This window comes from Pseudomonas sp. 18-147, assembly GCF_051048045.1.
In the GTDB taxonomy this organism is placed as follows: Bacteria; Pseudomonadota; Gammaproteobacteria; order Pseudomonadales; family Pseudomonadaceae; genus Pseudomonas; species Pseudomonas aeruginosa.
The window spans coordinates 2,886,216-2,911,761 of sequence record NZ_CP182296.1; the positions used below are offsets into that span (position 1 = coordinate 2,886,216).

Below are 25,546 nucleotides of genomic sequence, written 5' to 3' on the forward strand. Positions count from 1 at the left end.
TACCTGGCGCGGCGCTCAGTGCATCCCAAGGTAGGCGACCTTGGCCCACATCCACAGGGCCATCGCCACCATCATCAGGTTCTCGGTCAGGGACACGAAGCCCAGCGGCACGTTGCTGTCCCCGCCCACACAGGCGCACTTGAGTTCCCGGCGATCGACATAGACCGCCTTGAAAACCGACACGGCCCCGACGGTCCCGATGAACAGCGCCAACGGAATCGACACCCACATCCCCACGCCCGCGACCATCAGGACGCCTGCGATGGCCTCCGCGAACGGGTAGAAATAGGCATACCGAACCCAGCGCTTGGCCAGCAGGTCGTAGTTGAGGAACATCGTCGCGAAGCCGTCCACGTCCTTGAGCTTCTGCAGCGCCAGGAGACACATGGCAAAGGCCACGAACCACTCTGCCGCCTGAATGCTCCAGAGCTGGCCGAAGGCCGCCCAGCTCGCCGCCAGCGCCATCGCGGCCGCCATGGCGAACAGCGCGATCACAGGGGTGTAGGTCACGGCGTTCTTGTCCTTCACGGACATGCCGAAGAATTTGCGCAGGTCGTCGTAGCCGCCCACGCGCCGCCCGTTTATGAAGACCTGGGGCGTGGTCTCGACGCCATGCTCCTTCTTGAACGCATCCGTCTGCTCGCGGCTCGCCAAGTGTTTGTCCTCGACCTCGTAGCCCTTGCGGTTGAGCAGATCGAGCGACTTCAGCCCGTAGGGGCAGGTATGGCCGGGCATGACCATCCGGTAGAGCGTGGCTTGTTTGGGCGCAGACATGCTGGACTTCTCCTGTGGGACTTTTCATGGGCCGGCCGCAGCGCCGACTATCACGGATTGAAGGACTTTGACGACATTTCCAGCCTAACCGGCGGTGGTGCAAGGGGGTGTAGGCATCTGGCTCCCGGGGCGGTCGTCAGGCTGCAACGCCGTCAGTCCTCCGTCTGCCAGAGCAACCCCGCCGCAGGCCGGCGCGCCCGCGGCGGCACGCTGGGTCCTAGTGGTTCTCCTTGGCATGGTTGATCGTGTACTTCGGGATCTCGACGGTCAGGTCCTCGTTCGCCACGATGGCCTGGCAGCTCAGGCGCGATTGCGCCTCTAGCCCCCAGGCCCGGTCAAGCAGGTCGTCCTCGCACTCCTCGACCTCGTTGAGGGAATCGAATCCCTTGCGCACGATGCAGTGGCAGGTCGTGCAGGCACAGCTCATGTCGCAGGCATGTTCGATCTCGATGCCGTTGTCTAGCAGCGCCTCGCAGATCGAGGTGCCGACCGGCACGTTCAGCTCGGCGCCCTCGGGCGCCAGTTCAGGATGGGGCAAGACGGTGATCTTGGGCATGGTCTCTCCCGGCTGCTCAGTGCGCACGCGGCTTCTTTGCCGCTGCGTTGCCACTTGCACGCCGTGGCACGGCGCCGGTGCGCGCTTCGGGCTCGTCGTCGCTGGTATCGAGTTGCTCCAGCGTGTGCAGGATCGGGCAGTCGGGCCGTTCGTCGCCGGCGCAGCACCGGATCAGCGCCTTGAGCGTCTCGGCCATCTCCAACATGCTCGCGATGCGCCGGTCCAGCTCGGAGATGTGCTGCTGCGCCAGGCGCTTGACGTCGGCACTCCGGCGCGACTTGTCGTTCCACAGTCCCAGCAGGTCCGTGATCTCGGCCACCGAGAAGCCGAGGTCGCGCGCACGCCGGATGAAGTGCAGCCGGTGTACGTCGTCCTGGCTATAGGCGCGGTAGCCCGAATCGTTCCGGTCGGCCGGGGGAATCAAGCCGATCTGCTCGTAGTAGCGGATCATCTTGGCCGAGACCTTCGAGGCCTTGGATGCTTCACCGATGTTCATGGTGTTCCTCCTTTCTCAATGAGCGGTATCCGCCGCCAGCGGCGGCTGGAAGCGGCGCAGGCGCAGCGCGTTGCCGAGCACGAACACGCTGGACAGCGCCATCGCTCCGGCCGCGAAGATCGGCGACAGCAGCACACCGTATGCGGGGTATAGGACGCCAGCGGCCACCGGGATCAGGGCCGTGTTGTAGCCAAACGCCCAGAACAGGTTCTGGCGGATGTTGCCGATGGTGGCCTTGGACAGCGCGATGGCGTTGGGCACACCCTGCAGGTTGCCGGACATCAGCACCACGTCGGCCGACTCCACCGCCACGTCGGTGCCGGTGCCGATCGCCAGGCCCACGTCGGCCTCGGCCAGCGCCGGCGCATCGTTGATGCCGTCACCCACGTAGGCGATCTGGCCGTGGGTGGCCTTTAAGCGGCGCACGGCTTCGACCTTGCCCTCGGGCAGCACTTCGGCCACCACCTCGTCGATGCCCAGTTGCTTGGCGATGGCCTGCGCGGTACGCGCGTTGTCGCCAGTGATCATCGCCACCTTCAGGCCGAGCTGGTGCAGCGCGGCAATGGCCGCGGGCGTGCTGGACTTGATCGGATCGGCCACCGCGATGATGGCGGCCAGTCGGCCGTCGATCGCGGCGTACAGCGGCGACTTGCCCTCATTGCCCAGGCGCTCGGCCGTGCGAGCGAAGCCGCTCACGTCCAACCCCAGCTCACGCATGAAGCGATCGGCACCGACCTCGACACGCGCGCCGTCCACGGTGGCGCGCACGCCCATGCCCGTGACCGAATCGAAGTCTGTCATCGTCGGCAGCGCGATGCCACCTTCCACGGCCGACTCGACGATGGCGCGTGCGATCGGATGCTCCGAGCGCGATTCGACAGAGGCGACCTTCGCCAGCACCTGGTTGCGGTCAAAGCCGTCGGCAATCTCCAGGTCGGTCAGGACCGGGCGGCCCTCGGTCAGCGTGCCGGTCTTGTCCACGGCCACCACCTTGGCGTCCTTGAGCAGTTGCAGGGCTTCACCCTTGCGGAACAGTACGCCCATCTCGGCGCCCCGGCCCGTGCCGACCATGATGGAGGTCGGCGTCGCCAGACCCATGGCGCACGGGCAGGCAATGATCAGCACCGCCACGGCATTGACCAGCGCGAAGGACAGCGCGGGCGACGGGCCGAACACCAGCCAGACCAGGAAGGTCAGCACGGCGGCCAGCATGACGGCGGGCACGAACCACAGTGTCACCTTGTCCACCACGGCCTGGATCGGCAGCTTGGAACCTTGCGCCTGCTCGACCATGCGGATGATCTGCGCCAGCATGGTCTGACCGCCCACGGCGGTGGCACGCAGCGTCAGCGCACCCTTCTGGTTGACGGTGCCGCCGACCACGGTGCTGCCTTCCGCCTTTTCGACGGGAATCGGCTCGCCGGTGATCATCGACTCGTCCACGAAGCTGCGGCCCTCGGTCACTTCACCATCGACCGGCACGCGCTCGCCGGGGCGCACTTCCACGATGTCGCCCTGCGCCACGTCGTTGATCGGGATGTCCACGATGCGGCCGTCGCGCAGCACGTGCGCCTCCTTGGCCTGCAGGCCGACCAGGCGCTTGATGGCCTCGGAGGTGCGGCCCTTGGCCCGTGCCTCAAGAAAGCGGCCCAGCAGGATCAGCGCCACGATGACGGCGGCCGCCTCGTAGTACACGTTCACCGTGCCGGCCGGCAGCAGACTGGGCGCGAATGTGGCGACCATCGAATAGCCGAAGGCTGCGGCCGTGCCGACCGCGACCAGCGAGTTCATGTCGGGACCCAGGCGGAACAGCGCCGGGAAGCCCTTCTCGTAGAAGCGCCAGCCCGGAATGGCGAGCACCAGCAGGGTCAGCACGAACTGCAGATACCAACTCTGCTGGATGCCGATGGTGGAAGCCACCCACTCATGCATGCCGGGAATCATGTGCGAGCCCATTTCGAGCACGAACACAGGCAGCGCCAGCACGGCGGCCAGGGTCAGGTCGCGCTTGAGTTCGGCGCGCTCGGCGTCCTTCTTCTCGGCGGCTTCCTCGTCGGCCTGCGCGCCGGTATCCACCGGGTTGGCCTCGTAGCCGACCTTCTCGATGGCCGCGATCAGGTCCGCCACGGCGGCCACGCCGCGCACGGTGGCACGCTCGGTCGCGAGGTTGACCGTGGCCTCGGTGACGCCGGGCACGGCCTTGAGTGCCTTCTCGACGCGGCCCACGCAGGAGGCGCAGGTCATGCCCTCGACCGCCAGTTCGACGGTGCCAGCCGGCACGTCGTAGCCGACCTTCTCGACCGCCTGGATCAACGCGATGCGATCGACAGGACTGGCCAGGCGGATGTCCGCCCGCTCGGTGGCGAGATTGACGGACACGCTGTCCACGCCCGGCACCTTGGCCAGGGCGGCCTCGACTCGGCCGACGCAGCTCGCGCAGGTCATGCCCTCGATGGGTAGGCTGATCGCTGCTGCGGTGGCACGAGCATCACTCGTTATTGGCATGCTCATGGTTGTTTCCCATAGTTGATATTCGACATGGGGGAGCTTAGGGTTTACCATCGTGGGAAGGTCAAGCGCTTTTTTCGGGTACTGTCAGGTTTCAGAAATGGCCCGGCGCACGGGGGAAACGAGGGGCCTTGGTCGCCAGGCTCGCCCTGGTCCCGGGCTGTGCGCGCGCTCAAGCGGTCGCAGCCTCGTTGATCCTGAAGGGCACGAACAGCCGTTCGAGGGTAGGAATTTTTGAGAGATGACTCCACGCAAACCAGCCAGTGCCCCACCGAAGGGCCCAAGCACCGATCTGGCCTCCCTGTCACAGAATGACGTGACCATCCTGGCCGAGACTTTCCGGCTCCTGGGCGATCCGTCGCGGCTCAAGGTCATGCTGTGCTGCATGAAGGGGTCCACGTCGGTAAGCGACATCGCGGAAGCCGTCGAACTCTCGCAGTCGTTGGTCAGCCATCACCTTCGACTGTTGCGTGGAGCCCGTCTGGTCAAGGGCGCGCGCCAGTCCAAGCAGATCTTCTATGAGGTAGCGGACAAGCACGTGAGCCAGGTGCTGCTGGACATGGCCATCCACATCGTTGAGGACAACAGCGACGACTAGCCTTGGTGCGAAACAGCCCTTACCGCGTCCCGTGAGGCCTATCCTTTCGGCCAGATCCGGTGCAAGTCATCCACGACCAGCACGTGATGGTGCCCGCCTTGGTTCGCGTGCTGACGCAAGTGGGGGTGATCCGCCGACAGGTTCGGATGGTCATGGGCCAAGTCCGACGGGTCGCTGGCCGGCCACAGCCGAAGCGCCAGCGCCACGCCAGCTAGGCCGATCAAGGACATGACGACGAACGTCGATTGCAGCCCCATGGCCGCGCCGAAGCGTCCGGCCAGCGGGTAGCAGATGAGCCAGCAGGCGTGCGACAGCGCGAAGTGGGCCGCGAAGATCGCTGGACGGTCCTCGGCGTGGGCCGAGCGGCGCAGAAGACGGCCGGATGGCGTCTGCGCCACGCTGTAGCCAAAGCCGATCACCAGCCACAGCGGCAGCAACAGCGCATAGCTCGGCAGCAGTGCGCCGATCGCCGTGCCCACGACGAGGACAGCGGCGCCGGTGAGCATCGCGGGTCGGTCGGCTACTTTCTCCAGTAGGGACGGCAAGACGAAGGCGGCCACCATCGAGCCGCCTCCGAACGCCGCCAGTGCCCACGCCACCTCGACTTCGCCCAGGCCGAAACGCGCCTTCACGAGCACCACCGTGTTCACGATCACCATCGCGCCGGCCGCCGAGACGGCCAGGCTGATCGCCAGCAGGCCCCGCAGGCGAGGCGTGGCGAGGTAGATGCGCGTGCCGCGCGTCGTTCGCTCCCAGATGCCGCGGCGCGGGCCGGGGACGGACGTGGGCAACCGCACGCTGACCACGAGAGCGGCTGAAACGAGGAAACCGAGCACCGTTCCCGCGAACAGGTTGTGAAAGCTGATGACGGTCAGCAGCGCGGCGGCCAGCATCGGGGAAATCAGGCTTTCCAGGTCGTAGGCCAGCCGGGACAGCGACAGCGCCTTCGTGTAGTCCTCTTCGTCGGGAAGGATGTCCGGGATGGTGGCCTGGAAGGTCGGCGTGAAGCCGGCGGATGCCGCCTGCAGAACGAAGATCAGCAGGTAGATCTGCCAGACCTCGGTGACGAAGGGCAGGCACAGCGCGACGGCCGCTCGCACGAGGTCCAGCGCCACGAGCAGCGAGCGCCGCGGGAGCCGGTCGGCGAAGGCCTGCGCGACCGGCGCGACCCCCGCGTAGGCCAGCATCTTGATGGCCAGCGCCGTCCCGAGCACCGCGCCTGCATCCGCGCCGGCCAGCTCGTAGGCCAGCAGGCCGAGCGCCACCGTCATCAGGCCGGTGCCGACGAGCGCGATCACCTGGGCGGTGAACAGGTGGCGGTAGGTGCGGTTATTCAGGACGGAGAGCATCGGACGGCCTCAGAGCAGTTTGGTCAGCGCCTTCATTTCGGTCAGAACGGAGTCCTCGTCATGGGACAGGCAGTGGTCGATGTGGTCGTGGATCAGGACGCGCTTGGCCGCCGTCACCGCGCTTTCCACCGCCGCGAGCTGGCGGGCGATGTCGAGGCAGGTTTCTCCCCCTTCGATCATCCCGATGACGTGCCGCAGATGCCCCTCGGCGCGCTTGAGCCGCTTCACCAGGTCGGGATGGGTGGTGTGCTTATGCATGTCTTCCATGCTGAAATCATATCCCCCCAGGGGGGATACTGCCACTGGATGTTAGATCAACGGCTGCTTGCCAGGCGGGGGGAATGGTCGCCGAGCCAGGCTAAGGCAATTGCCCGGAGCGGCATCCCGGCCGTGGTGAGACGCGAACACAAATGTGTACAACAATTCACATGAAAACATGTTCATGTGTTATATTTTGAGCCACAGTCAAAGACCCAGTTTCCCGAGGCCCCATGTCCCAATCCCACGCACATGACCATGGTCACGATCACGACCATGATCATGACCACACCCCGACCGTGACCAGCGCCAACGAGCGCAAGGTCCTGCTGTCCTTTTTCCTGATCTTCGGCTTCATGGTCGTGGAGGCCGTCGGAGGCGTGCTGTCGGGCTCGCTGGCCTTGCTGGCCGACGCGGGCCACATGCTGACCGACGCCGCGGCGCTCGCACTGGCCTACGCAGCATTCCGGTTCGGCCGCCGCGCGGCCGACAGCAAGCGCACCTTCGGCTACCTGCGCTTCGAGGTCATCGCCGGTTTCCTGAACGCCGTGACCCTGTTCGCGATCGTCGCTTGGATCGCCTACGAGGCGTGGGAGCGGCTGCAGGCGCCGCCCGTGATCCTGGCCGGCCCGATGATGATCGTCGCCGTGCTCGGCCTGCTGGTGAACGTGCTCGTGCTGTGGATCATGACCCGCGGAGAGACCGATCACGTCAACGTGAAGGGGGCCATCCTGCACGTGATGGGCGACCTGCTCGGCTCGGTCGGCGCCATCGTCGCTGCGATCGTCATCTACCTCACGGGCTGGACGCCGATCGATCCCATCCTGTCGGTCCTGGTCGCGGCGCTGATCCTGCGCAGCGCATGGAAGCTGCTCGCCAAGTCGATCCACATCCTGCTGGAAGGCGCGCCGGAGGATGCTTCGCCGGAGAAGGTGGAGCAAGGCCTGATGGGCGCCGTGCCGGGCCTGGCGGCCGTCAGCCACGTTCACGTGTGGCAGCTCACCTCCGGGCGCACGATGGCCACGCTGCACGTTCGCCCCAACGTGGACGAGGAAGCACGCGCCGTGGTCAAGCGCGTCGAAGCGGTGCTTCGAGAGCAATTCAGCATCGAACACGCCACGGTCGGGATCGACTGGAACTCGGGCACCGACGAGAACGTCTGCAGCTTGCAGCCCACGTCGGAGCGTCAGGACCACAGCGGCCACGATCACAGCGGTCATGACCACAGCGGGCACGACCACAGCGGCCATGATCATGGCAATCACAAGCATGGCGGCGGGCACAGCCACGGCCATGACCACGACCATTCCGCTCCTGGTCACAGGCATTGAGGCCGCGCGAGCCGGCTCGCACTCCACTTGAGGATTTGCATCCATGACGTCCCGCAAAACCACCAGCGCCGACACCGCGCAATGCTCGACCACCAGCCACGACGCGGCGACCGATGCCCTCGCAATGTCGCAAAGTGACGTCGCTGTTCTGGCCGAGACCTTCCGCCTGCTGGGCGACCAATCGCGATTGAAGATCCTGCTGCAGTGCATGCATGGCTCGGTCGCCGTGGGGGACATCGCCGAAGCGCTCGACCTGTCGCAGTCTCTGGTCAGCCATCACCTGCGGCTGCTGCGCGGTGCGCGCCTCGTGCGCGGCGAACGCCAAGCCAAGCACATCTTCTACAGCATCGCGGACCAGCACGTCAGCCAGGTGCTGCAGGACATGGCGGTCCACATTTCCGAGGACAAAGCCGACGACTGACCAGGCCCAAGCACCCAGGCGAATGGCAGGTTGCGAGGCGCCGGTACCCACGCCGCCGGTTAGCCTCAAGGACGTCCTCGATGCGGCCTGGGCGCAACACCCTGAATCGCGGGCCCTGCCTGGGCGCCGGGATGCCGCGCAGGCACAGCAATGGGCGGCGGCAGCTTGGACGCCTGAGCCTCCCGCGCTCGCAATCACCCACAAGACCGACCGGTTCAACCGCACAACGGCACTCGTGAGCTGGATGTCGGAGTGGCCACAGCGACGACGCGGGGTTTTCCCACCACCTTGTCCATGCAGCCTGCCCGCTAGGGCAACCCAAAGGGCTTGACCTTGCCTTCGTTGTAACGCCTAGCCTCCACACAAATTTCTGCAGAGCGCTTCGGAAGGGCCGGAGTCCTGCATCCAAGAAAGGGGCACTTCCATGCGTAAAAAAATCAGAATCGTTGTGGTGGCAGGCGTCATCGCAGCCGTCGGGGGCATAGCGATTGCCGCCCGCGACGCCAAGGACGAGGGCAAGGCCGCGGCGCCCCCGGCGGGCGCGCCGATGGCGCCGCAGGTGCCCGTGGCCGAGGTCATCACCCGCACGGTCGCGCCATCGGCCGAGTACACCGGCTTCCTGGCCGCGCCCAAGACCGTCGAGCTGCGCTCGCGGGTCGGCGGCGCCGTCGATGCTGTGAGCGTCCCCGAGGGCAGCCTGGTGCGCAAGGGACAACTGCTGTTCCAGATCGACCCCCGACCGTTCCAGGTCACGCTCGACACGGCTGCGGCGCAACTGCAACAGGCCGAGGTGCTGGCCAGTCAGGCCCAGGCCGACTTCGACCGCGCCGAGCGCCTGGTGGCGACCGGCGCTGTCGCGCGCAAGACCTACGACGATGCCGTCTCCGCGCGCAGTGCGCGCCAGGCCCAGGTGCAAGCGGCCAAGGCCGCCGTCGCTGCGGCGCGGCTGGATCTGTCCTACGCCCGCGTCACGGCGCCCATCGCCGGGCGCGTTGACCGCGTGCTCGTGACCGAGGGCAACCTGGTCAGCGGCGGTGTCGCCGGCGCGGCCACGCTGCTGACCACGATCGTGTCCATCGACCCGCTGCACGTGTACTTCGACATCGACGAAGCCACGTACCTCAACGTCGTGAGCCGCTCGCGGCCCGCTGCGGGCGCCGGCGGCAAGGCCTCGCTGCCCGTGCAGGTCGGGCTGACCACGGACAAGGGTTTCCCGCACAGGGGCGCGCTCGACTTCGTGGGCAACACCATTGACCGAAGCACCGGCACGATCCGCGCGCGCGCCGTTGTGCCCAACCCGGATGGGCGCATGGCACCCGGCATGTTCGCCCGGGCCAAGCTGTCCACCGGCGCGGCGCGCGAGGCCGTCCTGATCGACGATCAGGCCGTGGGCACCGACCAAGGGCGCAACTACGTGCTGGTCGTGGGCGAGAACAACCAGGCCCAGTACCGGCCCATCGAACTGGGGCCGGTGGTGGACGGGCTGCGCGTCATCAACGGCAGCCTGCAGGCCGGTGAGAAGATCATCATCAAGGGCCTCGTGCGCCCCGGCATGGCGGTCACGCCGCGCATGGTGCCCATGCAGCCGCCCGCGGCACCGGCCGCCGGCGCGGACCCCGCCAAGGCTGACGGCGCGGCCGGCTCGGCGGAGGCCCGCAAATGAATTTCCCCCGCTTCTTCATCAACCGGCCCATCTTCGCCATCGTCCTGTCGGTGCTGATGCTGATCGCGGGCGCGATCAGCTACTTCCAGCTGCCGCTGAGCGAATACCCGCAGGTCACGCCTCCCACGGTGCAGGTCACCGCTAGCTATCCCGGTGCCAACCCGCAAGTGATCGCCGATACCGTGGCATCACCGCTGGAGCAGGCGATCAACGGCGTAGAAGGCATGATGTACATGCAGTCTCAGATGTCCACCGACGGGAAAATGGTGCTCACCGTCTCCTTCGAGCAGCATATCAACGCCGACATTGCGCAGATCCAGGTGCAAAACCGGGTCTCGCGGGCGTTGCCGCGCCTACCGCCTGAAGTTCAGCGCATCGGTGTTGTCACCGAGAAAACGTCGCCGGACGTTCTCATGGTGGTGCATTTGCTTTCGCCTGGAGGTCGATATGATCCGCTGTACGTCTCCAACTACGCCACACTTCATGTGAAGGATGAGCTGGCTCGTACGCCAGGCGTCGGCGATGTCCTAGTCTGGGGCGCCGGGGAGTATTCGATGCGGGTCTGGCTCGAACCCGCCAAGGTCGCTGCTCGTGGGCTGATCGCGAGCGACGTGGTTGCCGCCATCCGCGAGCAGAACATACAGGTTGCCGCTGGTTCGGTTGGTCAGCAGCCGGATGCCTCGGCGGCGTTCCAGGTCACGGTCAACACTCTGGGCCGACTGTCGAGCGAGGAGCAATTCGGCGAGATCGTCGTGAAGACGGGCGCCGACGGCCAGGTAACTCGCCTGCGGGATGTCGCCCGCATCTCGATGGGGGCCGATTCCTACTCTTTGCGCAGCCTGCTCAATGGCGAGCCGGCGGTGGGGATACAGATCATCCAGAGCCCGGGCGCGAACGCGCTGGATGTGTCTAGCGCGGTGCGCGCGGCAATGGACCGACTTCAAGCTAAGTTCCCCGACGGCATTGAGTATAGGATCGCCTACGACCCCACGGTCTTCGTGCGCGCCTCGCTCCAGTCCGTCGCCGTCACGCTGCTGGAGGCCATCTTCCTGGTGGTGATCGTGGTGGTGCTGTTCCTGCAATCCTGGCGCGCGTCGATCATCCCGCTGATCGCCGTGCCGGTCTCGCTGGTCGGCACGTTCGCGGTGATGCACATGTTCGGTTTCTCGCTGAACACACTGTCGCTGTTCGGACTGGTGCTGTCCATCGGCATCGTGGTGGATGACGCCATCGTGGTGGTGGAGAACGTGGAGCGCCACATAGCGCTGGGCGAATCACCCAAGGACGCGGCGCGCAAGGCGATGGATGAAGTGACTGGCCCGATCCTGGCCATCACCTCGGTGCTGGCAGCGGTCTTCATCCCCTCGGCGTTCCTGTCGGGGCTGCAGGGCGAGTTCTATCGCCAGTTCGCGCTAACCATCGCGTTCTCGACCATCCTGTCGGCGATCAACTCGCTTACGCTGTCGCCAGCGCTGGCCGCCATCCTGCTCAAGCCGCACCACGGCGCGGCCAAGCCCGATCGCGTCACGCGCATCATCGACGGCGTGTTCGGCGGCTTCTTCCGCCGCTTCAACCGCTTCTTCGACCGCGCCTCGAATTCCTACGTCGGGGGCGTGCGCCGCGCGGTGCGCGGCAGCGCCATCGTGCTGCTGCTCTACGTCGGCTTCCTGGGCCTGACCTGGCTGGGCTTCCACAAGGTGCCTGCGGGCTTCGTGCCCGCCCAGGACAAGTACTACCTCGTGGGCATCGCCCAGCTTCCGACCGGCGCCTCGCTGGATCGCACCGAGGCGGTCGTCAAGGAGATGACCAAGATCGCACTGGCTGAGCCGGGCGTCGAGAGCGTGGTGGCCTTCCCGGGCCTGTCGGTCAATGGACCGGTGAACCAGCCGAACACCGCGCTGATGTTCGCCATGCTCAAGCCCTTCGATGAGCGCAAGGACCCGTCGCTGTCGGCCTTCGCCATCCAGGGCAAGCTCATGGGCAAGTTCAGCCAGATCCCGGACGGCTTCGTCGGCATCTTCCCGCCGCCGCCGGTGCCGGGCCTGGGTTCTATGGGCGGCTTTAAGCTGCAGATCGAGGACCGGGCGGGCCTGGGTCCCGAGGCGCTTGCACAAGCACAGGGCCAGATCATGGGCAAGGCCATGCAGGCGCCCGAGCTGGCGAACATGCTCGCCAGCTTCCAGACCAATGCGCCGCAGTTGCAGGTGGACATCGACCGGGTGAAGGCCAAGTCGCAGGGCGTGTCGCTGACCGAGGTGTTCGACACCCTGCAGGTCAACCTTGGCTCGCTCTACGTCAACGACTTCAACCGCTTCGGTCGCACCTACCGGGTAATGGCCCAAGCCGATGCGCAGTTCCGCATGCAGGCTGAGGACATAGGCATGCTCAAGGTGCGCAATGCAGCGGGCGACATGATCCCGCTGAGCGCGTTCGCGACCATCGAGCGCAGTTCCGGCCCCGACCGGGTGATGCATTACAACGGCTTCCCCTCGGCGGACATCAGCGGCGGGCCAGCGCCGGGCTACTCATCCGGCCAGGCCACCGCCGCGATTGAGAAGATCGTGAGCGAATCGCTGCCTGACGGTATGACCTACGAATGGACGGACCTGACTTTCCAGGAAAAGCGAGTTGGCAATACTGCTATCTATATCTTCGCGCTGGCGGTGCTGCTCGCCTTCCTGTTCCTGGCGGCCCAGTACAACAGTTGGTCGCTGCCGTTCGCTGTGCTGCTGATTGCACCCATGGCGCTGCTCTCGGCGATCGCCGGCGTCTGGCTCTCTGGGGGGGACAACAACATCTTCACGCAGATCGGTTTCGTGGTGCTGATCGGCCTGGCCGCCAAGAACGCGATCCTGATCGTGGAGTTCGCCCGCGCGAAGGAAAGCGAAGGGGCCGATCCGCTGGCAGCCGTGCTCGAAGCCGCGCGCTTGCGGCTGCGCCCGATCCTGATGACGTCGTTCGCCTTCATCGCTGGCGTGGTGCCGCTGGTGCTGGCCAGCGGTGCGGGCGCCGAGATGCGCCACGCCATGGGCATCGCGGTGTTCGCCGGCATGCTGGGCGTGACGGTATTCGGCCTGGTGCTGACGCCGGTGTTCTACGTCGTGGTGCGCAAGCTGGCGCTGCGCCGCGAAGCGCGCCATGCCCGTGTCGGCATGACCGACCAGCACGCATGACGGCCAGGAGGACATACGACATGAAAACATCTTTCGCATTCACACGACCCGCCAGGACGCTGGCGCCGCTCGCCCTCGCGGCGGCGTTGACTGGCTGCTCCATGGCACCGAAGTATGACCGGCCCGCAGCGCCGATCGACACGGCTTATCCCTTGGGCGCGGCCTATGTGGAACCGGCGGCCGCGACGCCCGACGACGCGATCACGGCCGAGATCGGCTGGCGGGACTTCTTCCGCGACCCGCTGCTGCAGCAGTTGATCGGCATTTCACTGGAGAACAACCGCGACATGCGCAAGGCCGCGCTCAACGTGGAGGCGGCTCAGGCGCTGTACCGTATCCAGCGTGCCGAGATGCTGCCGAACCTGGGCGTTTCCGCCCGCGGCGCGTCAGAGCGCGTACCGGCCGACCTCAGCACCACGGGGCAAAGCGACGTGCTCCGGCGCTACGACGTGGCCGGGGTGACGGCCGCCTGGGAACTGGACCTGTGGGGCCGCATCCGCAGCCTCAGCGACCGGGCGCTGGCGTCCTACCTGGCCCTCGACGAGACCCGCATCGCCACGCAGATGAGCCTGGTGTCCGAGGTGGCCAGCGCCTACCTCACGCTGCGTGCCGACCAGGAACTGCTGCGCCTGACGAGCGACACCCTCGCCACGCAGAAGCGCTCCTACGGGCTGACCACCCAACTGGTGGAAGCGGGCAACTCCACGCAGCTCGACCTGCGCCGCGCAGAGATCGCGTTGCGCACCGCCGAGGCCAACCATGCCGCCTACACACGGCAGGCGGCCAAGGACCGCAACGCGCTGGTGCTGCTGTTGGGCCAGCCGCTGACGCCGGAGCTGTCCCGGCAGCTTGACGAGGCCATGGCGCTGCCGGACGACATCGTGCCGACCGGCCTGCCGAGCGGCCTGCCGTCCGAACTGCTCGCGCGCCGGCCGGACATCCGCGCCGCCGAGCAGATGCTGATCGGCGCCAACGCCAACATCGGCGCGGCGCGGGCCGCGTTCTTCCCGACGATCAGCCTTACGGGCTCGGCGGGCACGGCCAGCGCTTCGCTGGACGGCCTGTTCGATTCGGGCTCGCGGGCCTGGAGCTTCCTGCCGCAGATCACGCTGCCCATCTTCCGCGGCGGCGCGCTGCGCGCCAACCTGGACGTGGCGCACGTACAGAAGCGCATCGAGATCGCCAACTACGAGAAGTCCATCCAGGCGGCCTTCGCCGAGGTGGCCGACGGCCTGGCGGGCAAGCGCACGCTCGATGAGCAGATCCGCGCGGAGCAGCTCCTGGTGGCGGCCAGCCAGAAGGCCTACGAGCTGGCCGAGCAGCGCTTCCAGGAGGGCGTGGACGACAACCTCACTGTACTCGACGCGCAGCGCACGCATTACGGCACGCAGCAGACCCTGGTGCGCACGCGCCTGACGCGGCTGAACAACCTCATCCATCTGTACAAGGCGCTGGGCGGCGGCTGGACTGAGCACACGGTGCAATCGGGCGCCACGGCGCAGCAGTCCGCCCGGTCGCCGGGATGAGGGCCGGCGCGCAGCGGTGGCGTCCCCCATCGCTGCGCGCGGAGAGCTGGATGAGGATTGGTGAACTCGCGCGCTTGACCGGCACGCCCCCTGAGAACATCAGGTTCTACGAACGGGAGGGCCTGCTGCCCGCTCCCGAGCGGTCCCGCAACAACTACCGGCGCTATGGCCCGGCCCATGTCGAGCGGCTTTACCTGATTCGCAACTACCGCGCGTCGGGCATCGGCCTGGATGACATGCGCAACTTGCTGGGCTGGACGCATCGCGAGTCCCCGGAACCCGAGCTGCTGACGCAGGCTGTCCGGGACCATCTCGCCTATGTCGAGGAACGCATGGCGCAACTGACCCGGGTGAAAGAGCACCTGCTCGCATTGGAACGGCAGGCTGTTCCTTCTGCCGCTCGGGAGATTTGCGAGGAGCGACCAGGTTGCGGCGGTTCATGAGCATCGCATGGCCGAATCATGGTCGGATAACTGAACATATATTCATGCGTGTAATATTTCCGGCCAGACAAACGAACAAGAAAGACCGCCCATGACCGACCAGAGCATCACGCGCCGAAACATCGGCGTTCTCACCGCCGCGCAGGCGCTCGGTGGCGCCAGCGCGCCCATCGTGATGTCGCTGGGCGGGCTGGTCGGCCAGCAGCTTGCCAAGGACTCGGCCTGGATCACCTTGCCCGTGAGCCTGTTCGGCCTGGGTCTTGCCATCGGCACCTTGCCTGCGGCGTTCATCATGCGGCGCCATGGCCGCCGCAACGGATACGTGGTCGGGGTCGGCTTCGGCGTGGCCTCGGGCCTGATCGCCGCGCTGGGCATCATGCTGGCCTCGTTCTGGATCTTCTGCGCCGGCACCTTCCTGGCGGGCTTCTACGGCGCGTATGTGCAGAGCTACCGCTTCGCAGCCGCCGACACCGCCGAGGACGCGCTCAAGGCCAAGGCGATTTCCTGGGTAATGGTGGGGGGTCTCGCGGGTGCCATCATCGGGCCGCAGTTGGTGATCTTCACGCGCGACGCGGTAGCGGGCACGCCCTACGTCGGCAGCTTCCTCAGCCAGGCGCTGCTGCCGCTGATCGCCCTGCCGATCTTGCTGATGCTGCGCACGCCGCGCCAGACCCCGGCCGAAGCCGCCGCCGACAGCGGCCGCACGGTGCTGCAGCTCCTGGCGATGCCGCGCTACGCGCTGGCCGTGGCCGCGGGCGTGGTGTCCTATGGGGTGATGGCGTTCGTGATGACCGCCGCGCCGGTGGCGATGGTCAACCACGGGCATTCGGTGGACAACGCCGCCCTGGGCATCCAGTGGCACCTGCTGGCGATGTTCGGGCCGAGCTTCTTCACTGGGCGGCTGATGGTGCGCTACGGCAAGGAGCGCGTGACCGCCGTGGGCATGGTGCTGCTCGCCGCCTCCGGGGTGGTGGCCCTGGGCGGGCTCGGCCTGTCCCACTTCTGGGGCTCGCTGGCGCTGCTGGGCATCGGCTGGAACTTCAGCTTCATCGGCGCGACGGCGGTGGTCACCGATTGCCACACCCCGGCCGAGCGCAGCAAGGCGCAGGGCATGAACGATTTCTTCGTCTTCGCCGCCACGGCGGCCGTGTCGTTCCTCGCGGGATCGATCCTGCACAGCTCGGGCTGGCAGGCGGTCAACTGGATGATCTTCCCGGCCCTGGCGCTGATCTTGGTGCCGCTGCTGTGGCAGACCGCGCGAAAGCCGGTGCGGCTAGGTCCGGGCTGATCGGGCCGATGCGGGAGGTGTTCCATCTAGCGGTCGCCTCAGGCGCTACATCACCTGCTTCCACCGCTGCAGCTTCGACAGCGCGTTGTCGTAGGCGGCGGAAGTGAAGGACTGGATCTTGCGCCGAGGGTCTTCATCGGCATCAACGGCGAAATGAGGGGCTTGACCTTCCAACAATGGGAAGCCCTACAGTGACTCCATCAATCTCATTCAAGGAGTTTTTCATGAGAGTCAACAAGTTCAGCCTGTTGTTCATTGCGGGCGCCGTCGTGGTCGCCATCGGCCTGATGGCCGTTCAGAAGAAGGTGGTCCCGTCGGGTGAAGTGATGCAGGCCAATGCGAGCGGAGATCACCAAGGGCACGCGATGCCCTCCAGCGCCTCGGCCAATGACAGCCCTTCCACGACCGCGTATCGCGCCGTGAACGACCAGATGCACGCGGGGATGGGAGCGCAGTTCACTGGCAACGCCGACGTCGATTTCATGCGCGGCATGATCCCGCACCACCAGGGCGCGATCGACATGGCCAAGGTGGCGTTGCAGTACGGCAAGGACCCGGAGGTCCGCAAGTTGGCTGAGGAGGTTATCTCTGCGCAGGAAGGCGAGATCGCCATGATGAATAAGTGGCTTGGAGAACGCGGCCAACAGGCGGCGACCGGCAGCTCGGGCGACGCCTCGACGACCGCCTACCGTGCCGGCAATGACCGCATGCACGCCGACATGATGATTGACTTCAGCGGCGATGCCGATGTGGACTTTATGCGCGGCATGATCCCGCATCACCAGGGCGCGATCGACATGGCCAAGGTGGCGTTGCAGTACGGCAAGGACCCGGAGGTCCGCGAGTTGGCTCAGGAGGTTATCTCTGCGCAGGAAGGAGAGATCGCCATGATGAAGAGCTGGCTTGCCGCTCGGGGAAAGTGAAGGCACGACCATGAACCAAGCCAGCACCCCGCGCATCATCATCTATAGCACTCCAGCCTGCCCGGACTGTCGGGTGCTGAAGGAGTGGCTGTCCCAGCAGAGCATCGTGTTTGAAGAACGCGACCTGACCGACCCGAAGATTTCTGCGGAAGCCAAGTCACGAACCGGCGTGCGCGTGGCTCCGATCACGCTCATCGGTAATGAGGTCTTCTATGGCACCTTTGCGAGCCAGAAGCCGGGGCTGATGAAGGCGCTCGGCCGTTCGACAAGTAGATGAAGGGTCTCAAGAAATACTTGGCCCGCGCTGCCGTCCAAGCTCCCAAGATACGCCGCCACCGCGCACCACGGCGGCGATATGCTGCCCCAGCCGCTGCTCGATCACCGGCCGCCACGGCACCAAGCTGAATCCCATGCCGTCGTCCAGCATCGCGTAGCGCCCGCTGGCGAGCATGACGCTGCGCCGGTAGATGCCAGCCACGCGCTGCCCGTCGGCCACCGGGCGATGCTCCAGGCCGGTTTCAGCGGCAATGCCCTTCGCGGCCTGTGCCAGTTCCCGGTTGCGCAGTGTGCCCAGCAGGTTGCGCGCCAGGATCACGCGCTGCCCGCGCCGCTCGGCCAGCCCCTGTTCGGCCAGGAAGTCGGCGCGCTGTTGCATGGCCTGTTTGGCCTCGCCACCAAAGCCCAGGTCGCCCAGGCCCGAGCCGCCGCCGATCAACTGCTGGTCGAGCCACGTGGCCCCGATCACGCGGGCCTGCCGCTCGATGGGCAAGTGCGATTTCAGCTCCACGGCCACGCCGCCCAGGCGCTGCGCGTCGTACTGGCGGCCACGCTCGGCCAGGTCGTCCGGCACCTTCCATAGCCCTTCGGCAACGCGCTCCACAATGCCGGCCCGACGCAGGGCCTCCAGCCGGCGGATGTGGGCGGCGACGACTTCTTGCGGGTCGCGTCCGGCCTTGGCCCGGCCCTGCCCGATCGCCAGGTGATGGTCAGTGCGGTACAGGCCATCGCTCGCCAGCGCGGCGATGTTCTTGTCGGCTGCGCGCACGTCGGCCGAGCCTTTCACCTCCACCACGGCGCCGCTCGGGTAGTTCGCCAGCTCGTCGCGGGCGTTGAGCGCGACGTAATGGGCCTTGCCGTCCACCCCGTCGATGACCAGATAGCCCCGGTCGCGCAGCTCGTCGGCCAGCCCCTTCGCGGCCACACGGCCGAGGATGGTTCGGCCATCGTCCCCCGGCTCGAACACGGCCAGCTCGCGCGGCTCGCCGCGCATGGCCCGCTGCACGGTGCGGATGATGTCGCCGCGCTCGCCCAGCGCGCGCAATGTCTTTTCCGCATCGGCATGGATGGCCCAGGTGCCGGGCTGCGTCTCGTCGGCCAGGCCCAGGCGCTGCAAGTGTTGCAGGCGGCCGATTAGCATCAGGCGTTGGCGCTGCAAGCGGGGGGCGTTGAACCTTTCGACGCGCACCAGGCCATCGCCGCCGGCCTCGCCTATCTCACGCTTGAGGGTGCGATCCAGGCTCGTCCACCGCTCTTGCTCCACCTCACGCTGCAAGGTCTGCTGGATCTCCAGTTCGGTGCGCGGCCCCAGCCATTCGGTCGCCAGCTCGGCGGCGCGATAGCGGAAGCCATCGGCGATGTAGTCGCCCGCGATGATGAGGTCTTTGCCGGTGTCGTCGCGCCCGCGCACGACGATGTGCGTGTGCGGGTTGTCGGTGTTCCAGTGGTTCACGGCCACCCAATCGAGGCCCGTACCCAGGTCGGCCTCCATGCGGCCCATGAGGTGCCGCGTGTAGGTGCGCAGGTCTTCCAGCTCCGCGCCATCCTCGGGCGAGAGGATGAAGCGGAAATGGTGCCGGTCGTCGGCGCAGCGTTCCTTGAAGGCGTCGAGATCGGCCACGTCTGTCTGCGGCCCGTAGGCTTGGCCCGGCTCGCCGTCGCGGCCCACGCCGTCGCGCTCGATGTAGCGCAGGTGCTTGGCGAGCGACTGCGGGCTGGCCCGCTGGTGGTTCACCAGCAGCGTCTTGATGGTCGCGCGCCGCGACATAGGCGTCAGCTTCGCCCCGGCGAAGCGTGCTGCCGTGTGGCCGCGCCCCAGGCGCGAGCCGGGCCGCTGGCCGGTGCCACTCGCCGATGCCGGACGGCGCACCGTGGACTTGCCGCTGCTGGCTTTGCCCGCCTGTTTGAGCACCTTGGAAACGAAGCTCTGCCCCTGGCCCTTGCCCCGGTTCTTCGGGGCGCTGGGGCGCACGCGGAAATCGTCGTCGCGGCGGTCGGTCATGGCTGCGCTCCCTGCAAGCTCTGGCGTGTCCTGTCGTGCGAAGCACGCGGACATGCCTGCATTGGCGCGACCTTCGCGCCGAACGCGGCACGGCGGCAAAGCCGCTCCGTGCCGCGCCACCCCCATGTGCAGACTGGCTTTCGACGCGGCCCGGTGCCGCGTCCTTTTGTCTTGCCTTCCGCTTTTGCCCTTCGCTGGCGCTCCGGGCAGCGGCGGCCCGGCGGCGCTGCGCGAGCAGCCAGCGCGCCGGCGAACGCGCGAACAAGCGCGATGAGGGCCGCAGGCCGGGCGCGTTCGAGGCAAGACGCCTGCACATGGGACGGCTGCGCCGGAGGCAGCGTGAAGTGCGGTAAGAATGCACCCGCACTGCACGCGCGACGACACGCCGACGAACAGCAGAACGTCACGCCCGATGGCACGACAAGATGCACGGCAACGTGCAGCGAGTCGGCGGCCATCATGGGCGTGACTCCAGCCAGACCGGATGCGCCACGCCGATCACGGCGGATGCGCTGACCGGCCCGAAATACCGGCTGTCGAACGACGCCGGGTTGGTCACACTCAAGAGGAACAGTTCGCCGGGTTCAAGGCGGCGGCATTGCTGCCAGGATGGCAGCGGCCGGCGCCAGCGGTCAGCGGGCAGCACGGCGGCCGAAGGCACGCTGTCGATGCGGACAACGCGGCCAGTGATGCACACCTCCTGCGGCGCGACGGCGCCCACACGCTTGAGCAGCGGCACGCGCGCCGGCAGGTAGCCGCGCTGCGCAGCCAGCGCGGCGGCATCTGGCGGCAGCGTGGTCAGGACGATGCTGCCTACGGACAAAGGACGTGGCAGCGAGCCGGTGCCGTGCTCCTGTGGATCGACGCGATACCAGCCTACCGCCACGCTGTCGGACGGGTTGTAGATCAGACGCGGCATCGGATGCACGAAGGACGCCCAGGCCAGCGCCGCGAGGCCACAGGCGGACAGACCCGCCAGTACGAGGCGGGCGCGCAGGCGCGAGCGAGGACGCGGCGCGGTGCCGGCAGTCGAAACAGCGGTCATGGCATCGCCCTCCCGGTCAGCCAGGCGGCGTGCCGTTCGGCCGTGTATTCGGGCAGAGACAAGCGCGCAGCGAGCCGGTTGGCGAGCGTGCGCCAGTACGCGGGCGAGACAGCGGCGGGTGCGATGCCCAGCACCTCGATGGCGTCGATGCGCTCCAGCACGGCGCGCACCTGGTTCTCGCCCTCGGCGTGCAGCAGCAGGCGCGCGCCCGGCTGGACGCCGGGGATGCGCTGCGCCGCGTCCAGCGGCGTGCATGCCTGCATCACCATGAGCTGCCAGCGCACGGTGCCGTAGTCGTTGGCCTGCCAGCGGATGCGGCAGAACATGGCGCCCGGCAGGAACACGGCGCAGCGCCGCCAGCGGTCGAGCTGGTGCGTGCGCGCAGGTTCGCCGAAGCGCAAGTAGAGCTTGAAGCGTGGTTCGATGTAGGCCAGCGCCACGCGCGTCAGCGGCGCGCTGGCCGGCCGGCCGGAAGGTGCTGCGAGCGCAGCCGTGGCCGCGCCAGCGGCAGGCGAAGCGGATGCGGTCATGGAGTGTTCTCCCTGCGGTGTTCTGGAAACTCGCGCTCCAGCAGGCCGCGCAGCAGATCGGCCACGGTCACGCCTTGCGTGAAGGCCGACACCTTGATGCGCGCCCGCATGGCGGGCGTGATGTCGAGGGTCAGGCGAGCCGTGTAGAGGTCGCCCTTGCCCAGCGCATCGGCGTCGCCTTGGCGAATCCACGCCTCGGCGTGCGGATTCGCGGGCGGACGCGCGCCGATGCCGACGCGCTTGGCCGTGCGTTTGCTGTTCGGTGGCGGCTTCGTTGTCATGCCGGCCACCACAGCAGTTCGTCCACCAGCGCGGTGATTTCGCGCGCGGCGGCGCTGTCCGGCGCCGTCTCGCGTGCAAGCCGGCCAGCGGCAACGCTGTCGGCGAACACGATGCGCTGATGCACTTCCGCGTGCAGCGCAGGAAGCGGCTGGTCGGCCAGCGCCTGGCGCGCTTCGCGCCCGATCACGGTGGTACTGACGCGCCGATTGATGACGAAGGCCGCGCGCAGCGCAGGCCGGAACACCTGCGCCTCGCGGATCAGCGCCACCATCTCGGCGCTGGCCCACAGGTCGTAGGGGCTGGGCTGCACGGGGATCAGCACGTGCTCAGCCGCCAGCAGCGCGGAGCGCGCCAAGGCGGCGATGCGCGGCGGGCCGTCGATGACGACGTGATCGGCCCGTCTGGCGAGTTCTGGTGCTTCCTGATGCAGCGTTTCGCGCGCGAGGCCCACGGCGCTGAACAGCCGTGGCAAGCCTTGCTGGCTTCTGCGCTGCGTCCAGTCCAGCGATGAACCCTGCGGGTCGGCGTCCAGCAGGACGACGTGCTGGCCGCGCATCGCAAGCTCCCCGGCGATGTGCGTGGCGAGCGTGGTCTTGCCCACGCCGCCTTTTTGATTGAGCAGAGCGACGATCATGGCACGGCCCCCCATGCTGGAAAGCCGGACTTTTGCTGCTGCGCTTGGAGCCGAGTGATGGTTGTCCACCGCAGCGGCGTTTCTCTACTAAAAGTTAGAGAAATTAAGTTAGGGAAGTTAGAGCGCGCGCAAACCCAATGCTGGCGCGGATTTGCGGCCGATCGGCACGCCTGATAGCACGATAGGCCCACGCCTGATAGCACGATACCCCGCACGCCTGATAGCACGACGCCATCCACAGGCTTTCCCGGAGTTATTCCCGTGCCGTATGCGGCACGGGCCGGAAGGTCAGCAGCTCCATGCCGTTGTCCGGCATCCGCTCGATGCCCAGGACGTAGCCGGGCAGCGACTGCCGCGCTACAAGCGCGCGCAGGTCGCAGGCGAAGTCGTAGGGCTTCGCGGTACTGCCCGATTTCCGGTGCAGGTAGCGAAAGTCGAACTGCCAGCCGTATGCCTGCTTGCCGCCGTGCTTGCGCACTAAGCGGTACAGCCACCGCTCGATGCCGCCCGTGAGCCGGAAATACGCCGGGTCGATGGTCAGCACTAGGGCGGCGTCGAGCACGCCCGCATAGAACCAGTCCGGCAGGATCAGCTCGATGCCCAGCGGCGTGCCATTGGCATCGGCCAGTTCCTTCCATTCGTTGATCCACGAGAAACGGTGCAGGCGCCGTCCGGTCGTCTCGCGGATGGACGTGGCCACCGTGGTCGATTGCAGCCGGTCGAGTGCGGCCTTGAGCCGCTGGTAGTCGCGCAGCGACTTGCCGCGCCCGATGAAGCGCAGGATCTCGTAGGGCGTCGCGCGCATCAGCCGCGACGGGCGCAAGCCTGCGTCCTTCGCCTCCACGATCTGCGAGGCCGCCCATATCAGCACGTCCGCATCCCAAATCGTGGCGATGCCGTGCTCCTGCGTGCCTTCCACGCGAATCGTCACGTTGCCCGCACGGAAGTCGATGGGCTTGACCCGCTTGGACTTGCCGAGCGAGAAGAACGGATAGGCCATCAAATCCTGGCTGTCGCGCGGCGCCATGTCGCCGGGCAAGGCGCGGAACAGGTCGAGCTGTTCGCGCTCCTGCAACGGCCGCTGCCGCATGGGCAGCGCAGTGCTGGACATGGCGATGGCCTGCCGCACGCCGCCGATCAGCGCGCACGGCTGTCGGCCGAGTGGTGCTCGGCGTATTCGGGATCAGAAGTCGTCTCGAAGCTGCGGTCGGCGGCCCAGGCATCGAGGTCGGCCACGGCGTACATGACGCGCCGGCCGAACTTGCGAAAGCGCGGGCCGCCGCCGATCACGCGCTGCTTTTCCAGCGTGCGCGGCGACAGCCGCAGGTACTCGGCGGCTTCATCGTTGGTGAGGTAGCGTTGGGGCTGCGCGGCAGCGGTCGAGACAGCGGCGGCAGGCCGCAAGGGAGCGGGACGCATGGTGTGAACCTCCATCGGTTGAAAGCGCCCGGCCACACAGCGCGACCGGATGGAGGCAGTCTCAGAAAACCAAGCTGTCCTGCTCAGGGCCGTTTTGCGTCGTCCTCAAAACGGCCCTTCTCAAGCGGCGGAAGCTGTGCTAGGCGGCGATAGCCGCCGCGCATCAGCGCATCGCCGCGCCGTACCAGGCGGCGCACCTTCGAGCGCAGGCCACCGTCGCTGTACCAGTCGGCCACGGCGTCGGCACCGAACAGTCCTTCGCCCACATCGCGCAAGGACGCGCCCGCCAGAGTCGCGTCGAGCGCCTGCAAGGTGTGCAGCTCCAACAGCGCGGAGGGTGTTGGCCTGGGCGTGGTGGCAGCGAAGGCCGTGCCGGACGCATGACCGCGCACAGCCGCGGCAGTGCCGCCCCGCCGGGCATAGGCCACGGCCATGCCGTCTTCCAGACCGGGCGCCAGGGCAAAGCGCAGGCAATGGCCTGGGCTGCGTGCGATCAGCGCCAGCTTCTTGCCGTCGTGGAATAGCTGTTTGTGGCCTGGGATGTGCCAGAACGCGAAGGCGGTGGCATCCTGCGGCGGATCAGTATCGGGGTAGAGCTGCACCACGGCGGCATGGCCGGGCAGCCAGGCCGGATGCGCGTCGCGCGCATCCAGGGCGGGGTCTTCCAGCAGGCGCAAACCCCAGCGATGCGCTTCAGGTCGGCGGTGACGGCGCAGCCAGTCGAGCCGGTAGTCGGGATGCCTGCGCAGGTATTCCCAGGCCAGTGCGAGCGCATCCAGCCACAAGACGTAGAGGTATGCCGCAGTTGGATACCAATGCGTGACGTGATGGGGATCGACCATGACGCAACCTCCCGCGAACAGGACTCGCCGCCACGGCAGGGCTACGCGCTACATCGCCATCGTCAGAACGTCATGGGTCAAAAAGTGGATGGGGGCTGTCAAGACCGATTGGCTCCGATGCGTTGCGGTATTCGTCTCAATGCTGCGGCGGCAGCGCCCCAATGTGGGGTGCCATACAAGCCAGCCTGCCGCAGCCCGCGCCGGGCATCATCTCTATTTGAATCAGATTGGTGCGGCTACGCCGCAAGAATCTCGATTGAGACCTATCCGGTATGACATCAGACTGAAAAAGTCACAGTAGGCCGTATTCAGTCCGGGATCGCTCCGTCACGCTCGGCCAGCCGGGTGTATTCCGACAGCGTGCGCGTGGGGCGGAAATAGAGGTCGCGCATCACGGGCTGCTGGCGCGGCCCGACGATGCCGGCCAGCTCGGACAGCTTGACGGTTCCCGGCGTCGGCATTCCGATTCCCAGGTCGATGAGTCCCCAGGCGGTGTCGCCATCGGCGGGATCGAGTGCGGCCAACAGCCAGGTCACATGCGCGTCCGGCGTGAACAGCCGCACCACGGGCACCGGGTCGATGACCCGGCCAGCGGCACGGGCCTCGCCGTTGGCGAGCAGTTGCGCGCGCTCCAAGGCGGTGGCGAGTGGCTGGGGCATGGTCGGCAATCCCACAAATCCAATGATGCACGGATACGGTTTCACGCCCAAGCGCAGAACCGCCAAACCGGATTTACGCCTTCGTGCGCAAGCACGAAGGCGCTTGCGTGGCTTTGCTGAAACCCGCCGATGCGGACTTCCGTAAAGGCACAAAAACGCAGAACACCAAATGAACACTATAGATTGTAGCCCTATAGGGCGCAATGGGCTGTCATCTTGGTTTTTGAAGGGAAACCATAGGTGGCGGCTGGGAACTCATTGGCGAAGGCGTTGAAGACCGTTAGAAAGGCGCGTGGCTTGAGCCAGGAAGCCTTCTCTGACGTGTCCAGCCGCACCTATATGAGCACCCTCGAACGCGACCTCAAAAGCCCGACCCTGCATAAACTGGCCGAGCTGTGCGAGGTGATGGAGATCCACCCGCTCACGCTGCTGACGCTGGCTTACGCGGGCGACAGCCCGCAGAAGGCCGACGAGTTGCTGGCGCAGGTGCGCCAGGAGCTGGAGGCGGTGTTGAAGGAACGCGACGCGGCGAAGCCGCACGCGTGACGCG

26 protein-coding genes are annotated in these 25,546 nt (G+C 66.9%); 11 read left to right on the forward strand and 15 right to left on the reverse strand.

Going from position 1 to position 25,546, the window contains the following annotated elements; genetic code table 11:
* Window positions 1-15: 15 nt before the first annotated feature.
* The 4 genes from ACM0M4_RS13870 to ACM0M4_RS13885 form a co-directional block, all read right to left on the reverse strand.
* A complete protein-coding gene (locus ACM0M4_RS13870) occupies window positions 16-774 on the reverse strand; it encodes a MauE/DoxX family redox-associated membrane protein (protein ID WP_008786745.1) in 759 nt (252 codons plus the stop codon).
* A 217-nt stretch (window positions 775-991) separates the two neighbouring features.
* A complete protein-coding gene (gene fdx / locus ACM0M4_RS13875) occupies window positions 992-1,330 on the reverse strand; it encodes an ISC system 2Fe-2S type ferredoxin (protein ID WP_008786744.1) in 339 nt (112 codons plus the stop codon).
* Window positions 1,331-1,346: 16 nt separating this feature from the next.
* Entirely contained in the window at window positions 1,347-1,826 is a 480-nt protein-coding gene (gene cueR, locus ACM0M4_RS13880; protein WP_008786743.1) for a Cu(I)-responsive transcriptional regulator, read from the reverse strand.
* A 15-nt stretch (window positions 1,827-1,841) separates the two neighbouring features.
* A complete protein-coding gene (locus ACM0M4_RS13885; protein ID WP_008786742.1) occupies window positions 1,842-4,337 on the reverse strand; it encodes a heavy metal translocating P-type ATPase in 2,496 nt (831 codons plus the stop codon).
* A gap of 238 nt (window positions 4,338-4,575) precedes the next feature.
* Here ACM0M4_RS13885 and ACM0M4_RS13890 point away from each other — a divergent pair, with 238 nt between their 5' ends.
* Entirely contained in the window at window positions 4,576-4,932 is a 357-nt protein-coding gene (locus ACM0M4_RS13890; protein ID WP_008786741.1) for an ArsR/SmtB family transcription factor, read from the forward strand.
* A 38-nt stretch (window positions 4,933-4,970) separates the two neighbouring features.
* Here the strand turns inward: ACM0M4_RS13890 and ACM0M4_RS13895 are convergent, their stop codons facing one another.
* The gene (locus tag ACM0M4_RS13895; RefSeq protein WP_008786740.1) at window positions 4,971-6,281 is read right to left on the reverse strand and encodes an MFS transporter; all 1,311 of its coding nucleotides are present in this window, start codon (window positions 6,279-6,281) and stop codon (window positions 4,971-4,973) included.
* A 9-nt stretch (window positions 6,282-6,290) separates the two neighbouring features.
* On the reverse strand, window positions 6,291-6,548 hold the full coding sequence (locus ACM0M4_RS13900) for a metal-sensing transcriptional repressor (RefSeq protein WP_019396551.1): 258 nt from the start codon (window positions 6,546-6,548) through the stop codon (window positions 6,291-6,293).
* 224 nt (window positions 6,549-6,772) lie between these two features.
* On the opposite strand from ACM0M4_RS13900, the gene ACM0M4_RS13905 reads away from it, so the two are divergent.
* The 9 genes from ACM0M4_RS13905 to ACM0M4_RS13945 all read left to right on the forward strand — a co-directional run bounded on the left by ACM0M4_RS13905 (window position 6,773) and on the right by ACM0M4_RS13945 (window position 17,584).
* A complete protein-coding gene (locus ACM0M4_RS13905) occupies window positions 6,773-7,870 on the forward strand; it encodes a cation diffusion facilitator family transporter (protein ID WP_008786738.1) in 1,098 nt (365 codons plus the stop codon).
* Window positions 7,871-7,913: 43 nt separating this feature from the next.
* Window positions 7,914-8,291 carry an ArsR/SmtB family transcription factor gene (locus tag ACM0M4_RS13910; protein WP_008786737.1) on the forward strand — a complete coding sequence of 126 codons (378 nt, stop codon included), beginning with the start codon at window positions 7,914-7,916 and terminating at the stop codon, window positions 8,289-8,291.
* Between the two features lie 424 nt (window positions 8,292-8,715).
* Window positions 8,716-9,954 (forward strand): efflux RND transporter periplasmic adaptor subunit, encoded by a 1,239-nt coding sequence (locus tag ACM0M4_RS13915; RefSeq protein ID WP_008786736.1) that lies wholly within the window; start codon window positions 8,716-8,718, stop codon window positions 9,952-9,954.
* A complete protein-coding gene (locus ACM0M4_RS13920; protein ID WP_008786735.1) occupies window positions 9,951-13,127 on the forward strand; it encodes an efflux RND transporter permease subunit in 3,177 nt (1,058 codons plus the stop codon). Before ACM0M4_RS13915 ends, ACM0M4_RS13920 begins: the two co-directional genes overlap by 4 nt.
* Window positions 13,128-13,147: 20 nt before the next feature.
* A complete protein-coding gene (locus tag ACM0M4_RS13925; RefSeq protein WP_008786734.1) occupies window positions 13,148-14,653 on the forward strand; it encodes an efflux transporter outer membrane subunit in 1,506 nt (501 codons plus the stop codon).
* Between the two features lie 50 nt (window positions 14,654-14,703).
* Window positions 14,704-15,096 (forward strand): MerR family transcriptional regulator, encoded by a 393-nt coding sequence (locus tag ACM0M4_RS13930; RefSeq protein WP_019396549.1) that lies wholly within the window; start codon window positions 14,704-14,706, stop codon window positions 15,094-15,096.
* A 91-nt stretch (window positions 15,097-15,187) separates the two neighbouring features.
* Window positions 15,188-16,384: an MFS transporter gene (locus tag ACM0M4_RS13935; protein ID WP_008786732.1), complete on the forward strand. Its 1,197-nt coding sequence runs from the start codon at window positions 15,188-15,190 to the stop codon at window positions 16,382-16,384.
* Window positions 16,385-16,608: 224 nt separating this feature from the next.
* A complete protein-coding gene (copM, locus tag ACM0M4_RS13940; protein ID WP_008786731.1) occupies window positions 16,609-17,307 on the forward strand; it encodes a CopM family metallochaperone in 699 nt (232 codons plus the stop codon).
* A gap of 10 nt (window positions 17,308-17,317) precedes the next feature.
* The gene (locus ACM0M4_RS13945) at window positions 17,318-17,584 is read left to right on the forward strand and encodes a glutaredoxin family protein (protein WP_008786730.1); all 267 of its coding nucleotides are present in this window, start codon (window positions 17,318-17,320) and stop codon (window positions 17,582-17,584) included.
* Window positions 17,585-17,590: 6 nt separating this feature from the next.
* Here the strand turns inward: ACM0M4_RS13945 and ACM0M4_RS13950 are convergent, their stop codons facing one another.
* The 9 genes from ACM0M4_RS13950 to ACM0M4_RS13990 form a co-directional block, all read right to left on the reverse strand.
* Entirely contained in the window at window positions 17,591-19,585 is a 1,995-nt protein-coding gene (locus ACM0M4_RS13950) for a relaxase/mobilization nuclease domain-containing protein (RefSeq protein WP_019396546.1), read from the reverse strand.
* A gap of 457 nt (window positions 19,586-20,042) precedes the next feature.
* Complete coding sequence (locus tag ACM0M4_RS13955) at window positions 20,043-20,630, reverse strand: S26 family signal peptidase (protein ID WP_023087433.1); 588 nt, start codon at window positions 20,628-20,630, stop codon at window positions 20,043-20,045.
* Window positions 20,627-21,160, reverse strand: coding sequence for a DUF2840 domain-containing protein (locus ACM0M4_RS13960; protein ID WP_062832709.1), 534 nt, complete (start codon window positions 21,158-21,160; stop codon window positions 20,627-20,629). Before ACM0M4_RS13960 ends, ACM0M4_RS13955 begins: the two co-directional genes overlap by 4 nt.
* A complete protein-coding gene (locus ACM0M4_RS13965; protein ID WP_066689961.1) occupies window positions 21,157-21,441 on the reverse strand; it encodes a chromosome partitioning protein ParB in 285 nt (94 codons plus the stop codon). Before ACM0M4_RS13965 ends, ACM0M4_RS13960 begins: the two co-directional genes overlap by 4 nt.
* Window positions 21,438-22,076 carry a ParA family partition ATPase gene (gene parA / locus ACM0M4_RS13970; protein ID WP_056932621.1) on the reverse strand — a complete coding sequence of 213 codons (639 nt, stop codon included), beginning with the start codon at window positions 22,074-22,076 and terminating at the stop codon, window positions 21,438-21,440. Before parA ends, ACM0M4_RS13965 begins: the two co-directional genes overlap by 4 nt.
* A gap of 253 nt (window positions 22,077-22,329) precedes the next feature.
* Window positions 22,330-23,187, reverse strand: a complete 858-nt coding sequence (locus tag ACM0M4_RS13975; RefSeq protein WP_130534130.1) for a replication initiator protein A — start codon at window positions 23,185-23,187, stop codon at window positions 22,330-22,332.
* 26 nt (window positions 23,188-23,213) lie between these two features.
* Window positions 23,214-23,480, reverse strand: a complete 267-nt coding sequence (locus ACM0M4_RS13980) for a helix-turn-helix domain-containing protein (protein ID WP_019396540.1) — start codon at window positions 23,478-23,480, stop codon at window positions 23,214-23,216.
* 98 nt (window positions 23,481-23,578) lie between these two features.
* A complete protein-coding gene (locus ACM0M4_RS13985) occupies window positions 23,579-24,337 on the reverse strand; it encodes a DUF2285 domain-containing protein (protein ID WP_043088293.1) in 759 nt (252 codons plus the stop codon).
* A gap of 308 nt (window positions 24,338-24,645) precedes the next feature.
* The gene (locus ACM0M4_RS13990) at window positions 24,646-24,996 is read right to left on the reverse strand and encodes a DUF2958 domain-containing protein (RefSeq protein ID WP_180704785.1); all 351 of its coding nucleotides are present in this window, start codon (window positions 24,994-24,996) and stop codon (window positions 24,646-24,648) included.
* 240 nt (window positions 24,997-25,236) lie between these two features.
* On the opposite strand from ACM0M4_RS13990, the gene ACM0M4_RS13995 reads away from it, so the two are divergent.
* Window positions 25,237-25,542 (forward strand): helix-turn-helix domain-containing protein, encoded by a 306-nt coding sequence (locus ACM0M4_RS13995; protein WP_180704784.1) that lies wholly within the window; start codon window positions 25,237-25,239, stop codon window positions 25,540-25,542.
* Window positions 25,543-25,546: the final 4 nt, after the last annotated feature.